The organism is Thalassotalea coralli (assembly GCF_055786205.1).
The window spans coordinates 174,326-190,252 of record NZ_JBVVBK010000003.1 but is presented as its reverse complement, the minus strand read 5'-3'; the positions used below and the strand labels follow the sequence as shown (position 1 = coordinate 190,252).

11 protein-coding genes are annotated in these 15,927 nt (G+C 40.6%); 6 read left to right on the top strand and 5 right to left on the bottom strand.

Annotation, left to right across the window (positions count from 1 at the left end):
• Positions 1–32 precede the first annotated feature (32 nt).
• The 3 genes from ACOB80_RS09035 to ACOB80_RS09025 all read left to right on the top strand — a co-directional run bounded on the left by ACOB80_RS09035 (position 33) and on the right by ACOB80_RS09025 (position 4,781).
• On the top strand, positions 33–974 hold the full coding sequence (locus ACOB80_RS09035; protein WP_473165493.1) for a tetratricopeptide repeat protein: 942 nt from the start codon (positions 33–35) through the stop codon (positions 972–974).
• Between the two features lie 107 nt (positions 975–1,081).
• Entirely contained in the window at positions 1,082–2,593 is a 1,512-nt protein-coding gene (locus tag ACOB80_RS09030; RefSeq protein ID WP_473165492.1) for a S10 family peptidase, read from the top strand.
• 607 nt (positions 2,594–3,200) lie between these two features.
• Positions 3,201–4,781, top strand: a complete 1,581-nt coding sequence (locus tag ACOB80_RS09025) for a lytic polysaccharide monooxygenase (protein ID WP_473165491.1) — start codon at positions 3,201–3,203, stop codon at positions 4,779–4,781.
• Positions 4,782–4,866: 85 nt separating this feature from the next.
• Here ACOB80_RS09025 and ACOB80_RS09020 read toward each other — a convergent pair whose 3' ends face one another.
• The 3 genes from ACOB80_RS09020 to purU all read right to left on the bottom strand — a co-directional run bounded on the left by ACOB80_RS09020 (position 4,867) and on the right by purU (position 8,285).
• Positions 4,867–5,397 (bottom strand): VOC family protein, encoded by a 531-nt coding sequence (locus tag ACOB80_RS09020; RefSeq protein WP_473165490.1) that lies wholly within the window; start codon positions 5,395–5,397, stop codon positions 4,867–4,869.
• A gap of 147 nt (positions 5,398–5,544) precedes the next feature.
• A complete protein-coding gene (locus tag ACOB80_RS09015; protein ID WP_473165489.1) occupies positions 5,545–7,323 on the bottom strand; it encodes a M61 family metallopeptidase in 1,779 nt (592 codons plus the stop codon).
• A gap of 107 nt (positions 7,324–7,430) precedes the next feature.
• Positions 7,431–8,285, bottom strand: coding sequence for a formyltetrahydrofolate deformylase (purU, locus tag ACOB80_RS09010; RefSeq protein ID WP_473165488.1), 855 nt, complete (start codon positions 8,283–8,285; stop codon positions 7,431–7,433).
• A gap of 264 nt (positions 8,286–8,549) precedes the next feature.
• Between purU and ACOB80_RS09005 the strand changes: the two genes are divergently transcribed.
• Positions 8,550–10,427, top strand: a complete 1,878-nt coding sequence (locus tag ACOB80_RS09005) for a methyl-accepting chemotaxis protein (protein WP_473165487.1) — start codon at positions 8,550–8,552, stop codon at positions 10,425–10,427.
• 124 nt (positions 10,428–10,551) lie between these two features.
• Here ACOB80_RS09005 and ACOB80_RS09000 read toward each other — a convergent pair whose 3' ends face one another.
• On the bottom strand, positions 10,552–13,746 hold the full coding sequence (locus tag ACOB80_RS09000) for an ATP-binding protein (protein ID WP_473165486.1): 3,195 nt from the start codon (positions 13,744–13,746) through the stop codon (positions 10,552–10,554).
• A 347-nt stretch (positions 13,747–14,093) separates the two neighbouring features.
• Here ACOB80_RS09000 and ACOB80_RS08995 point away from each other — a divergent pair, with 347 nt between their 5' ends.
• Positions 14,094–14,729, top strand: coding sequence for a peroxiredoxin-like family protein (locus ACOB80_RS08995; RefSeq protein ID WP_473165485.1), 636 nt, complete (start codon positions 14,094–14,096; stop codon positions 14,727–14,729).
• A 46-nt stretch (positions 14,730–14,775) separates the two neighbouring features.
• On the top strand, positions 14,776–15,237 hold the full coding sequence (locus ACOB80_RS08990) for an META domain-containing protein (RefSeq protein WP_473165484.1): 462 nt from the start codon (positions 14,776–14,778) through the stop codon (positions 15,235–15,237).
• A gap of 44 nt (positions 15,238–15,281) precedes the next feature.
• On the opposite strand, the gene pyrE is transcribed toward ACOB80_RS08990, so the two are convergent.
• Positions 15,282–15,923, bottom strand: a complete 642-nt coding sequence (pyrE, locus tag ACOB80_RS08985) for an orotate phosphoribosyltransferase (protein ID WP_473165483.1) — start codon at positions 15,921–15,923, stop codon at positions 15,282–15,284.
• Positions 15,924–15,927 lie beyond the last annotated feature (4 nt).

The following is a 15,927-nucleotide window of genomic DNA, read 5'->3' as shown; positions in this document are numbered from 1 at the left end:
GCATTAGCGATACTGACAGTTTAGGGTATTGAATGGAATCCAATCTCTTTGTGAATAAAAGAATATTAACCTTTGCTTTATTTACTTTTTTCACTTTTTCGATAAAAGCGTTCGCGTTCGATCACTATAAAAAGGAGCGAGGCAAACTTGAAGAGGTTTGTTTAACTTCTCCTATAGAGTGCTTAGAGATTGTCGAGCACGATCTAGACCATGCACGTAGCAAACGAGTGCAGTTAGATTTAATTCAATACAAGCTAGATGCTTTGTTTAACCTACAGCGATGGCAAGAACTAGAACAGACGATAGCGCCATGGCAAGATAATGAAGACGTGCCACCCAGTTTTAGAATTACTATCTTAATTTACTTCGCTAAGCTCAATTCTATTACCCAGCGAAATGATGCAAAGAAAGTACTGAAAAATGCAGTCGACTATTTAGAGCAACTACAAGAAGTTTATCCTTCACCCATTCGTCTTGTTCAATTAGCCAACACACTTATGGTAATGGGAGATTCTCAGCAAGCTTATGCCTTATTGTCTGATTTGCAGAAGCGTCACGGCAACAGTAACAATAGTTATTTTCAACTAGAGCTTAATGGCAATTTGGGTCATGTCACCAGAAACATGGGTGATTTAGGCTTATCTGAAAAACATTGGCAAGAAACTATTCCTTGGGCGATTAAATTAGGAAACAAACAGCAGATATCCACTGTTTATTTTAATACCGCTCGTTTGTTTCAATTGCAAGGTAAACCTAATCAAGCGCAAGCTAACTTAGCGTTAGCGTTAAAGTACGCGGTTGAATCTAAAGATGTTGTTAAGGAAACTCAAATTCGATTAAGAATGGCGGAAAACTTTCACGGCCTAGAGCGATACTGTGATGCTCAAGCGCAGTTGAATTTAGTTAACACTGAGTTATTAACAGGTTCTTATATCGAACTTCATCGTAAGCTTTCTAACGCTAATCGTTGCTAATTCCGCTCAAAAAGATATTCAGCGCCTTTTTTCTACCTTTAGTCTTAGCCTAGCTGACACACTATTCTAAAACACGCTATCTTTGAAGAAAAATGAGGAGATAGTCGATGAAACTTGCTAAGAATATTGCGCTATTGATGGGTTTGATAATAAGCGTGTCATCACTTGCGCAGGAGCACAGCCGAAAGATTGCGATAGATGAAAGTAATACCACTAAGCACACAACTACCATTCAAGATAAAAAGGTAGCTTACACTGCGACAACAGGTACGCAACCCGTGTGGGACAGTCAGGGGAATCCAAGCGCCACTTTATTTTATACGTATTACCAGCGTACAGACGTTAAAGATAAAGCATCTCGCCCGTTACTAATATCATTTAATGGTGGACCAGGCTCTGCTTCTGTGTGGATGCACGTTGCTTATACTGGACCAAAAGTGCTAAATGTCGATAGTGAAGGGTACCCTTTACAACCTTATGGCGTTAAGACTAACCCGCACTCTGTGCTAGACGTAGCTGATATTGTTTTTGTAAACCCTGTAAATACCGGTTATTCCCGTGTGCTGCCAAACAAAGACGGCAAAATGCCTTCTAAAGATAAACAGAAGCAGCAGTTCTTTGGTGTTAATGCTGACGTAAAATATCTTGCAGAATGGATCACAACCTTTGTTTCCCGCAATAACAGATGGCGCTCACCTAAATACCTCATTGGTGAAAGTTACGGAACTACTCGCGTTTCTGGCTTAGCGTTGGAGCTGCAAAATCGCCAATGGATGTACTTAAATGGCGTTATTTTAGTATCACCGACAGATATAGGTATTAAGCGAGAAGGCCCTGTGAAAGCGGCAAATAGATTGCCGTATTTCGCCGCCGCAGCTTGGTATCACAAGGCTTTGGACGCAAGTTTGCAAAACAAAGACTTGTTGGAGATGTTACCTGAAGTTGAGAGCTTTACGGTTAATGAGTACTTACCAGCTTTAGCTAAGGGGGCGTTTATATCGTCAGAAGAAAAGCTCGCTATCGCAGAGAAGGTTTCTTTGTATTCAGGGCTTCCTTTAAAAGAAGTGTTAGATAGTAACTTGGATATTTCAACGTCATACTTTTGGAAAACTTTATTAAAAGATCGTGAGTTAACGCTAGGTCGATTAGATTCACGCTATTTGGGAATAGACAAGAAAGTCGCCGGTAGCCGCCCCGATTATTATGCGGAATTAACTTCGTGGTTGCACAGTTTTACGCCTGCTATTAATTACTATTTACGTGAAGAGTTAAAGTATAAAACTGATATAAAATACAATATGTTTGGCTCTGTGCACCCTTGGGATCGTAGCAATAACAATACGGGTGAAAACCTGCGATTAGCAATGGCGCAAAATCCTTATTTGAATGTGATGATTCAAGCGGGCTATTACGACGGCGCGACTAATTATTTCGATGCGAAATACACCATGTGGCAACTAGATCCTAGTGGCAAAATGAAATCTCGTTTGTCTTTTAAAGGGTATCGAAGTGGGCACATGATGTATCTTCGAGAAGAAGATTTAAAATTGTCTAATGACGATATTCGTCAATTTATGAAGGCAACACTACCTAACAAAAATACTCCGGCAAAATACTGATTTATGTAAGTTGTTGAACCTTATGCGTAGCCAAGCACTTAGTTGCTTGGCTGACAATCAAACGTCTTACACTTAGATAAGATACTAATCTTGTAATTTTACCAAAGAATAAAAAGCGATATTTAATAGATAAATACAATAACAACTCTGATTTTAACTGCGGTTAATCAATTTAAATTTTTGATTTTCGAGTAAAATATTCCGCGTTTTTGCAAGCGTGTAAAACTTTTTCTGCTCTCTCCTAAAACTTCTATCTGACTGTAATATAACTACAAAAAAGTTACTTGCTCGTTTGTGCAACTATCTAATTGTCATAAAAAGTTTTGAAAATTGTAATATTTTTGTTAACAATCTAGGTGTTCAAAAAGTAACCAGAGGTTAGTGTTGTTAGTGATATTGCGTTAATAGTTTAAAGTTGTTTTATCTTTACTTGACTACTTTCATTAAAATGCCTGAATGACTGAGCTGTAGGAGATTACTCTACACATTTCTTCTTGTTAGTTATCACTCTATACCCTGTAACTGAGAACGCTAGGTTTGCAGCTTGCTGCAAATGTACTCACAAAGCACAACACATTACGTGCTTTAGCAACAGGAAATATTAATAATGTCTAACTTAAATAAAGGCAACTGGGGAAGTATATTCGCAGTGTGTGGGGTCTCTTTTATACTGAATTCTCCAAGCAGTTTCGGTCACGGATTCACGGAAATTCCAAAAGCACGGCAAACCATTTGTAAGGAACAAGGAGGGTATTGGTGGCCAGAAGATGGCTCCGGAATTCCGAACCAAGCCTGCCGTGCTTCGTTTCTAATCTCGGGTCACTATCCGTTTACGCAGGATCATGAAGTTGCGGCAAATGTTGAAGACTACCTCAATCTTGATGCTGTAAAAGCTGCAATTCCAGATGGCACACTTTGCGCTGCGGGCTCTGCTCAAAAAGCAGGGCTTAATGTCGCGTCACCTCACTGGCAAAAAACAACCGTGACTCCAGATTCTTCGGGAAAAATACTGGTAAGATTTAATGCTCAGGTTCCGCATAATCCGAGTTTCTGGCGATTTTACCTGTCAAAGCCGACCTTTAATGCTGATACCGATGTATTGAGCTGGGATGACTTACAATTGGTGTCGTCTTTTGACGATACACCTTTTTATACAGCAGCCAATGGCCAGCGGTATTACGACTTTCAAGTTTCTATACCTTCAGAGCGACAAGGGCAGGCGTTGTTGTTTACTCGGTGGCAGCGCTATGATGCAGCAGGTGAAGGTTTTTACAACTGTTCTGACATTATTATTGATGGCGACGCTACAACGCCTGATGTTTGGCACAATCTAGGTTATTTTGTTCGACAAGATCAAACGGCAGATGTTGGTGATAGTGCATGGTTTAGATTGTTTGATGCTAGCGGCAGTGAATTAATCAATGAGTCTTTTGTTATTACTCAGTCTAACGCTTCTAATTGGCAATCAGCGCTTGCTGCCAAAGTAACGTCTATGTACGCAAGCATCGTTAACATTGGTGTGCGCGACAGCGCTGGTAATATTAATTTCGATGAACAGAGTATTGGAAGCAATCAGGTATGGGCAACGAATACTCAGTATTCTTATCAGCTAACTATTGTTCAACAGTCAGAAAACCGAGCTCCGGTGGTTCAACCAATAAGTGATATTACTTTAACTGAGGGAGGCATGGCGAATGTTCACGCGCATGCGTTTGATGACGACCAAGATCCACTCACATACAGCTGGTCAGTAAGCGGTGATGCGACAGTTTCAGGAGCAAGCGCTGATGCGACAGTCACAGCCAATCAAGTGTCTCAAGATTCGTCAGCTGTTGTTACTGTTAGTGTTTCCGATGGTAAACTTTCAACCTATCAGTCTTTTAATGTCAGTATTTTAAATGATACAACTCAGCCAGATGCACCGCTATGGGACCCATTAGTTATTTATTTAGAAGGCGATCGCGTGTCTTACGATTCGAAAGTTTATGTAGCAAAGTGGTGGAGTCAAAATCATCAGCCTGATTTGGGTGACCCTTGGCAACTAGAGGTGAATTCAAACGGAGAATGGCAGGCAGATATCGCGTACAGTCAAGGTGATGAAGTAATGTATCAGGGACTACGCTATCGCGCCAAATGGTGGACAAAGGGGGAAGCACCCGGCAGTGGTAACGCATGGCAAGCACTGTAGCGGGTATAACACGAGTTTGTTAAACGATTGAATTAAAAAAAGGCCGGTATCTCCGGCCTTAGTATTAATAGAGTATCTGATTCAATTAATCTAACTCGTGTAGCCAAGCTGCGTGCTTTGGTGCTCGTTTGGTTTTAGACCATTCTTCGATCATAGCTGGCGCAACTTCGTTTAATTGCTTGTATTGCTCAGGGGTACCAATATCTGCGGCTAGTTCTAGGCGGTGCCCATTTGGATCGAAAAAGTAAATTGACTTAAATACACCGTGATGCACTGGACCTAACACATCGATGCCTTTTTCTTCCAACGATGCTTTAGCGGCGATCAGAGCATCTACATCTGCCACTTTTAATGCTAGGTGCTGTACCCAAGCTGGGGTATTTTCATCACGACCCATTTCATCGCTATTCGGTAGCTCAAAGAAAGCTAAAACATTACCCATCCCTGCATCTAAAAAGATGTGCATGTATGGATCTGGCGCTTTAGTCGATGGCACTTCGTTTTCAGCAATTGCCAAAACTAGGTCCATGTTTAATTTATCTTTGTACCATTCAACCGTCTCTTTAGCGTCTTTACAGCGGTAAGCAACGTGATGCACTTTTTCAATTTTGATCATGGCAGTTCTCTGTCAGTTCGATTTATCGCTAGTCTATAATAAAGTAACAAATGTTACTAATTCTTGGGGGGTTCACGAGAGTAATTAGTGTCTCGAATTATTTACACTAGAGTAAATCTAGTTCAACTACTGAGGTAGAGGCATTGGTTAAAATACCTTTTGCCAATTCTCAGCCTTGCTAGGATCTGACACTTTTAAACAAATACCCGTTATAGGTGAGTCTTCAATAATTAGCTCGTCTTCGAGCAATATATCGTCTCGAAAACTGTGAATACGTACGGTATCGCCTATCGATAAATTGTTAAAAATAGCTTTGATACTGCTATCTGTTGCTTTAATACCGTCAATCGCAACAACGACGTCATTAACAATAATTCCTGCTTTGGCGGCAGGAGAGTCTTCTAATACTTGAGTTATTTTTAAACCCGACTCATTAGCGTTATACATAGCGCCGAAAAATGGTTGTGTTTGGTCGTTGACAATAGTTTCTAAGCTATTGAGTTGTTTGTATTTACTTGGTTGCCAACTTACCCCAAAATCAGACAGTATTTCACTGAGGTCGAATGCTTCTGTGGCATTTAAGCAGCGCTCTAACGCCGGTGCGATATCTTTGTTGCACAACACATTGGCAATCGCGGCAAAATCTTTCATGCTAGTGCCAATTTGAGGTCGACCAAAATGGATCCACAGCTCGCGCATCAGTTGGTCTAGGCTATACTGGCCATTAGATTCTTGGCGTATAGTTAAATCTAACCAAAGTGCGATAAGTGAACCTTTAGTGTAATAACTAACAATGTTATTTACGGCATCTGGCCCTTGTTGGTAGAACTTATTCCAGGTAAAAAAGCTGGAATCACTCACTGATTGCTTGAGTTGCCCTTTTCCTCGGTTGACGCGAGTTGCAGTTTTGCTTAGCAAGGCCAAGTATGCGTCGAAATCTATAATACCAGCACGATACAGTGAAAAGTCGTCGTAGTAGGAGGTAATCCCCTCATAAGCCCACAATTGGCGTGTGTACACTTCTTGGCTTAGGTCGTAAGGCCTAAACTCTTTTGGTTTAATACGGCAAACATTCCATGCATGAAAATATTCATGAGAACATAACGATAAAAAGGTTTTGTAGTTATCAGATAACTCATCAGGCTTGTTAGGGTTTGGCAAATCAAAGCGACTTGCTTGCAATATCGTTGAATTTTTATGTTCTAGACCACCGAAGCCTTTTGCTTGCAAGTGTGTAATAAACCAATACTCTGCAAACGGTGCCTCGCCAAATAGTGATATATGATGCTGACAAAGCTTACCAACATCTTCTGCCAGCCTTTCTGTATCGCCATAATGCTTACTGGTGAAGACCAAATAATGTTTAATACCTTCAACAGAAAACTCAGTAACGTCAAAATCGCCTATGGCGACAGGGCAATCTATCAGTTGGTGATAGTCTTGAGCTAAGTACTCGCCAAATTCAAAAACGTTGGTTCCTCGCCCTCTAGTTAATCCTGTAGCGACTCTCCAGTTGTCTTTACCTGCGGCATTATTGATGGTTAATGTGCATGGTGAACTTTCTAAATCTGATATGGACAAAAATGTTGAGCTGCCGTTAAAAAAGCCGCGTTGGTTATCTAAGTACGCCGTTCGAACTGATAAATCGAAAGCAAACACTTGGTAAGTAATTTTTACCGCGGAAGAGGTTTGTTCAAGCTGCCAGCTTTGTTTATCCACGGGCTTTAATGACAGTGACTGCCCGTTTTCATCAGTCGCTGCTAATTCCACGATATTTTTGGCAAAGTCGCGGATCATATAACTTCCAGGGAGCCAAGCCGGTAAGCTAAGAATATGTTGGGTATTCGGCTTTGGCGTAAAGTGAAGTTCTACCTGAAATAAATGATGGTTCAGGGCAATAGGTGTTATCTGGTAGTTAATAGACATAAAGAAAGATCAACAATGTGTTTTCTTCCTTATACCTTAACGCCCTGAAAAATCAAACCGTAAAGTGTTAGGGCGTGTTGATCTTCACTTACCTATTTAGCGCTGGGCTATTTTAGAATTACGGTTTTATCTTTGTTTAAACAAATGCGTTGCTCGGCATGCATTTTTACCGCATGGCTGAGTGTGGTAGCTTCGATATCGTGGCCTAAGTGCACCATTTGCTCAATGGTAAAGGTATGATTTATAGGTTTTACTTCTTGGGCAATTATTGGGCCTTCGTCTAAATCAGCCGTCACGTAGTGTGCGGTAGCGCCAATAACTTTAACACCTCGTTGGTGTGCCTGATGATAAGGTTTAGCGCCTTTAAAGCTTGGAAGAAATGAATGGTGAATGTTAATCGCTTTGCCTCGTAGCTGGCCGCATAGGTCATCAGACAAAATTTGCATATAACGAGCAAGTACGAGTAAATCAGAGTCATACTCGTTAAATAGCGACATTAACTTCTGTTCCTGCTGCGCTTTCGTTTCTTTAGAAACCGGAAGATGATGAAAGTTAATGCCGTGCCACTCACTAAGCGCTTGGCAATCGGTATGGTTTGAGACAACGGCAACAATGTTAATGGGTAGCACGCCAGCTTTGTGTTTAGTTAATAAAGATACTAAGCAATGGTCATCTTTAGATACTGCGATCATCACATTGGGTACTTCTTCAGCGTTGCGAAGTTGATACTCCATGTTAAGAGGGCTAGCTAGCTCATTAAGACCTTCAGCAAATTCTTCAATAGGAACGGTTAAATGACGGTCATCAAATGCAATTCGAGAGAAAAAGGTGTCTGTATATGGATCACTGTATTGGCAGGTTTCAGTGATAAACGCACCATGCTCAAACAAATTTTGTGTCACTTTCGCTAACACACCAGATGTATCTGGGCATTGCCAGGTGAGTATGTATTTATGCGTCATTTTATCTTCCTTTGCCTAGTCGCGCTAATAATTAAAGTAAATATTCTAAGTATTTTAGTTTGCCACTATTTATTCGAAACTTGGTATTTTTTAGACTATTTTTATAGAAGTATTTGGAATATGTAATCCTATCAAATTCAATATTTATATAACTAAATCAAAGGTATAAAATATACAAATATACTATTTTGTTAAGTTAATTGGTTTATTATGTAAGCGGTGATATGGTTAATCGTTGCAGTAAAATAGAAGAGAGTAAGACACGTGTTGCAGTTAAAGTTCGCACATAAAATTATTATTGTTAGTGTCGCGTTGTTAATTCTGGCATTGTCAGTTTCAACTACCATTAACTACGTTTCTTTAAAAAACAATACCCAAGAAAATTTATCCAATGCTATTGATGAAATTGGTCACTCAGTGGCTGGCACGATAGCCAATTGGCTTTCAAGTAAGCTCCAAATTGTTTCTGCCATCGCACAAAATACTAATGTTAGCGATAGTTCAGAAGAAATGATGACCTCAGTTCAGCAAGCGGTGAAGGCAGGTCAATTAAAAAATACTTACATTGGTGTAGAAAGTAGTGGCCAGTTTATTTTAGACGATCCGAGCATTCAGCTACCTGCTGGGTTCGACGCTAGGCAACGCCCTTGGTATACCTTAGGTAAAAATGAAGGAAAGCCTTCGTTTACTGAAACTTACCTCGATGCAACGATAGATCAACAAGTAATATCTGCGGTAGCGCCTATTTACTCACAAGGTCAATTTGTTGGTGTTGCTGGTGGCGATATTTTCTTAGATGAGATAGCTAAGATCCTTAACATGATAGATTTCCTCGATTTAGGTTATGCTTATCTGGTCACCGCTGATGGAAAGATACTTAGCCATCCACAAAAAGGCATGGTCAATAAAAATGTTAAAGAAGTATTAGGTGTTAGCCCAAATAGAAGTACTGAGTTACTTGATGTTGGCGAACACGTTGTTTCGTTTATTCATATTGACGGCATAGATTCAGTAGATTGGTATGTTGGTGTTGTCTTAGAGAAAGAAAAAGCTTTTCAGCCTTTAGTTGACTCAAGAAACTACGCCATTATCGTTGGAATTATTAGCTTACTGGTGAGTGTGGTTATTCTACATTTTTGGTTCCAGCACTTAATGAAGCCTATTTACCGTTTAAACGATGCAATTAAAGATATTTCTGAAGGTGACGGTGATCTAACACAGCGCTTGACCATTGATAATAAAGATGAAATTGGTGAGCTGTCTGCTAACTTTAATGGCTTTATCGAAACGATGCACGCATCGGTGAGTCAAGTTCAACAATCGGCTTTGGCACTAGAAGGGCATATTGAACAAGTGAGAAATAGTGCTCATAACGGTATGGATATGGCGGAGCAGCAGCTTAGCCGTGGTACTAGCGTTTCAAGTGCGATTACTGAACTCAATAGTTCATCAGATGAAATCTCCGCCAATGCTCACAATGCTTCAGGGTTAACCTCTTCTATGCGTGATCAATCGTTTGAAGGCACGCAAGCGCTTAATGCGAACATTGAGTCAATTCATCAATTGTCTAATACCATGGAAAGCTCAAGTGGTGATATCGAGAAGTTACGTCAAGAGGCACAAAATATTGCGAGCATCTTAGATGTTATTATGGGGGTTAGCTCACAAACGAACTTACTTGCGCTAAATGCAGCAATTGAAGCGGCACGTGCCGGTGAAGCGGGTCGAGGGTTCGCAGTTGTTGCTGATGAAGTGAGACAGTTAGCACAGCGCACGCAAGAGGCGGCAACTGAAATTGAAAATATGATTGAAAACCTACAATCAGGCACAATTTCCGTAGTAAATGCGATGGAGCAAAGCCAGAAAAACAGCGATGCAAGCGTTGAAAAAGCTAACTTAGCTGATGAAAAAATGCAGGCAATTATTGGCGCGTTGCAAGAAGTTGATAACGAAAACCATGCTGTGGCAGAAGCCACCAGTCAGCAAAGCGATGTTATTAAGTCGATAGACGAAGATATTCTTCAGTTGATGGAGCTAAACGAGCAAGGCGTAACTAATCTGAAACAAACAGAAAACGCTTGCGACAGTTTACAACAAGAGTTCTCAACATTAAGTGGCATCGTTAGCAAGTTTAAGGTGTAACGATTTACGCTAAAAAATGACATGAGCAACTAGCTGATATCTAATTGCTTATAACAAAGAGCAAAAAGCCCGATTTAGTATCGGGCTTTTTGTTGGCGATTAAAAGATGGGGGGTGGCTTAATATCACCCATGATTGAGTGCGTCAGTTGTTGGCTGAAAGTCGTGCTCACTAAGCCACTCCATCACCTCGACAAAAAATAAATCTAAATTAGAGCACAAGGCTAGCACGTTATCTTGAATCGCACCTGAGTCAGCATTGGCAAACTCTAACGTGCAATGATTGACAATTTCTAGCATTTTATCGTGCTCTAAATCTCTAACACTTCGCGCTACTCTTTTTAAGACCTTGGTAAGTTCAAGGGTGTCCATGTTGTCGAGATGGATAAGAAGCTGGCGTTTTTCTTGTGGCCATTCAGCAGAAAATGCTCTGGCTTTTTCTAGCGCAACCGATAATTTATCGCCATTAGCATGCACAAGAATTTCAGGATGAAATATTGCAGGGTGTTCACTTTGTTTAATGGTTTTTAAGATAGTTAAACGACTTTTAAGTAACGCGCGATAGGCATGATTTAATTTATTCGTAATTTCTTCTTGAGGACAAGGTTTTGCCATGTAATCGTCAAATCCTGCGGCTAGGCATTTTTCGGCTGCACCACTTAATGCGTCTGCGGTTACGGCAATAAGCCAAAGCCCAGAATCTTTATCTTTACTTAAGCGTTTTGCCAACTCAAAGCCGTCCATATTAGGCATATGACAATCAGAAATAATAATGTCGTAAGGAAGTTCTAGATGTTTTTCTAGCGCTTGTTGGCCATCGTAAGCAACATCGGCTTTAATGCCTATACGTTCTAGTTGTGCGGTGAGCACTTTAACGTTTACAAGGTTGTCTTCTGCTACCAAGACTCTGATGTCTTTAAACCTATCATCGGGTGGCGGCTGGTTGTGGCGATTACGTTTACGGCGATCGGTTGTTTCTCTCTCAAACCCTGCTTCTTTAAAGGTTAAGTCGAAGAAAAACTCGCTACCTTGGCCAATATCAGAGTTTACTTGAATTTGCCCGCCCATCGCAGAAACGATTTCCTGACAAATACTTAAACCTAAACCCGTGCCACCAAATTTTCGGGTGATATTACTATCGGCTTGGATAAAAGGAGAGAACAGCAACACTTGCTGTTCCGGAGATATGCCGATACCACTGTCTTTCACTGAAATGCGGATCGTATCGTAAATATCAACTTTTTCAGCACGTTGCGCTATGCGTTTAATCGATAAAACAATGCTTCCCTGTTCGGTAAATTTAATAGCGTTGCTGATCAGGTTATTCAATACCTGGTTGAGTCGAGTAGGATCTGTATAGTAGCTGTGGGTGATATTGTTATCTATGTCCAGTTCCAACGCTAACTGGCGTTCGATTTTGACATGATGAAAGCTCTTTATGGCGTTGTTAGCGAGTAAATGCATATTCACAGGCACTGATTCTAAGGTAAGCTTGCCTGCATCCATTTTTGAGAAATCGAGTACGTCATTTAATAAGGCAAGTAAGTGACGTGCCGATCCTTCTAAGGTGTCTAGCAGCTCTTCTTGTTCTTTATTTAACGTGCTGTAAGAGAGTGCTTCAGCCATACCCAAAACACCATTCATTGGGGTTCTAATTTCATGGCTCATTCTCGCTAAAAAGGTAATTTTTGCTTGGGCAGATTTTTCGGCTTCCGAGCGAGCTGCTTCGGCAATAGCTAGCGCATGCTCTATTTTCTTCTGTGCTAGCTTACGGACCTGTAGTTGACGATAGTAAATCCAAAAAACGATCAGGGCGATAAGCAAGATGGTGAGAAATAAGTAACTTGCCTGTCGATAGGCATCTGCGACTTGACCTTGAACATCTGCTTCAGGGAAAGCGGTATGGCTCCATTTAGCATATAAGGCATCCATTTCGTCGTCAGTAAAACTTTTTAACGCTTTGTTGATCATTTCTATCAATGGCTGATTTTCCGGCAATGCAGCAAAAGCAAACTTAGCGTTAGGACGGAAGCTAGAGAGTGGGATAGCGGTTAAGTTAGCAAAGCCTTCTTGTTTTACTATATAGGAAGCGGTAAGAGAGCGACCGATAAACACATCTGCGCCGCCACGGGCAACTTCAGCTAACGCCAACTGTTCGTTGTCAAACGGGAAGAACTGGGCCGAAGGAAATCTTTTTTGTACTAATTGACTAACTTGGTAATTTTTAACTATTGCGATGCGGGCGTTGTCTATATCGGAAACCCGCGCAAAACTGTTTTGATTTGGATTATAAAAAGCACTGTATTTAGCAGGTAAATAAGGCTGGGTAAATCGATACTTAGTTTCACCTAAATTAACCACTTCAGCAAAAGCAAACAGCTCAGCCGTGCCAGAGTTTATTGCGTTTTCAACTTCAGCGATAGAATCAACGCGAAGCGGAACGAACTGTAATCCTAACTTGTCAGAGATTTTATCGAGCAAATCTATGGAAAAGCCTCGATAGGTTACATTGCTATAGTTTTGATCAATGATAAATGGCGGAAAGCCATTAGGACTTATCGGATATTTAATAACATTCGTGTCGATTAGGTAATTTTTCTCTTCTTGGGTAAGGTTTGGCAGAAACTTTCCCAGCGTTAAAACAAAATTGTTGTTTTCACCACTAAAGTATTTGCTACGCCATAGGTTAGCTTGTTCATTGCTAATCAAACGAATGCTGTCGTTGATTAGGGCCATTAACTCTCTACTATCTTTACGTAAGGTAAAGTGAATAGGTAACTCAGGGACTTCTTCTTTGTTAATATGAAATTGCTGACGAATACCTAATTCATCTAGCATTATTTCAAGCTGCCAAGGGCGTATTGCATAGATAGCATTGTAGTCTTTATAGTGCTTTGTTAACTCTTCAACGTCGGAAAAGTATTCTCGTTCAATATGGGTAGGTAAAAATTTTAGTGCCGTTTTAGTTTCATCTAAAATCGCAACTTTGGTTGTGCTGGCTGACGTGGGTAATAGATTTCGATAAATGCGTTGCTCAAATTTCGCATAGGGAATACTGAATAAAAGATCGTTTGCAGCAGGTCTAAATGACGTAATAGCGACAACATCGACTTTTCCTTGCCTTAGCATGTCTAGTGCGTCTGATGTAGAAAGGTAAACAAATCGAATTGATATTTGGTTATCTATTGCCCAAATTTGCCAATATTCTTGTAAAAAATTAACTAATTGCTGAAATCGTTCCGGTGAAGCGGCTTGTACCGACGCCTCGTCTGGTAATGAAATGGTGATAACTTGCGTTTCTGCAGGCCTATCTTGCGTCACAATATTGGGTTGTAAGGAGCTTGGTTGTACATAGTTGGCATGTATTTGGGAAGCAAAAAATAGGTTAAAGGTTAAATACCAGATGCTCAAAACAGCCAGAAGAGTTCTTCGGGAAAATGGGGAAAATTTTAAACGTACAACCTCTTCGAGGCTCAGGCGCATGGAGTAAATAAACATAAATGAATCAGACACTAATATTAACCATATTCGATAACTTAGCTTCCAGCAAATGTTATTTACGAATACTAGGGGCTAAACGCTGCCCTTGTCGCAAGTTTTAAGAATTATGAAAGAAAGTTTAATTGCTCACGGTCACATTTGCCAAGCTCACAACAAAGATAGATAAAATGAAAAAATTTCTTACCATAATAACAGTATTATTCGCCTTTTCTGGATTCGCCAACGCTTATGCAACGAAAGACATTGCTGAAGAAGCAGGATTAGTTTCTCCGTTGCTAAACGGTCAAGAGGTGCCAGATGTTCAAGTTCAAACGATGGAAGGTAAAACGGTTTCTCTTGCCAACATACTAAATGGCGAGAAAACAATATTGTTCTTCTACCGAGGCGGCTGGTGCCCGTTCTGTAATACTCAAATGGGTCAGTTACAGGCGATTAAACCGCAATTAAAGCAGTTAGGTTACCGTTTAGTAGGGATTTCTACAGATTCACCGCAAATGTTACAAGCAAGCCTTAAAGAGCAGAAAGTAGACTATGAACTGTTATCAGATTTTAATTCAGCGGTTAGCCAAGCATTCGGCCTAGCTTTTTTTGCCTCAGAAAAAACCACAAAGCGCTACGTCGCTAAGCTTGATTTGAAGAATCCTCTCAAAACGAATAGCCAAGGACAAGAGCGTTTAGTATTGCCTGTTCCTGCGGTTTACATGATTAATGAAAAAGGGCTGGTCACTTTCAGTTACGTTAACCCGAATTTTAGAGTGCGACTAGATCCACAAGTGTTAATTTCAGCAGCAAAAGTTTATTAAATCAGCTAAGCTGAAACAGACTCTTTAACTTCAGCAGACGGACGATATGAAAACAACGTGGACTAAAGCTTTTTCTTCTTTATGTGTATTAGGTGCATTGTTGCTAACGGGGTGTAAAAGCACCGAGCAACCACCAGAAACTGTGATGGCAAATGATCAGCTGGCGGGCAGTCAATGGCAGCTTGTTACTTTGCACTCAGATGAAAGTATTACGTTACCTGAAGCTAAGCCGATGCTGATGTTTCAGTCTAAAGATCAAGTAGCAGGGTATGATGGCTGTAATCGTTTTCGTGGACCAGTTAAGCTTAAAGAAGATGTTCTAATTTTTGGAATGTTGGCATCAACCAAGCGCTTTTGTCATGATGTTGAAAATGCAGACATGGCATTTATGGCTATGTTGGTGGAGGTACGCTTTGCTAAGGCAACATCGACTTCGTTGACCTTGCTAGATAAAAGCAAGCAACCATTAGCCACGTTTAAGCAAGATAAAAAAACGCCTGCTCAATAAGCAGGCGTTTTTCTTTATATATTTGCTAACTTTAGTAAGCTAAATTAGATACCGTATTGCTCACGGTAGCTTTTAATGCTTTCAAGCGCTTCGCTCATATCACCTTGCTCTTCTAGGTAAGTAATTAAATCACCTAAAGAAACGATAGAAATTACTTGCGTGTTAAAGTCACGTTCTACTTCTTGAATCGCAGACAATTCGCCTTGGCCTTTTTCTTGGCGATCTAATGCGATGAGTACCCCAGACAATTCAGCACCATTCGCTTGGATGATTTCCATCGATTCACGAATTGCAGTACCTGCTGTGATTACGTCGTCAACTAGCATCACTTTACCTTCAAGTGCAGAGCCAACTAAGTTGCCACCTTCACCATGCGTTTTTGCTTCTTTGCGGTTGAAGCAGTAAGGTACGTCGCGATCGTGGTGATCAGCTAGTGCAACAGCCGTTGTTGTCGCAATTGGAATACCTTTGTAAGCAGGGCCAAATAGTAAATCGAATGGCACATTCGCTTCTGCTAAAGCTGCCGCGTAGAAACGACCTAAACGTGCTAGATCTTTACCTGTGTTAAACAAACCTGCGTTGAAAAAATAAGGGCTTGTACGGCCAGATTTCAATGTAAATTCGCCGAAACGAAGAACTTGTTTTTCAATAGCGAAGGCAATAAATTCGCGTTGATATGCTTTCATTTGG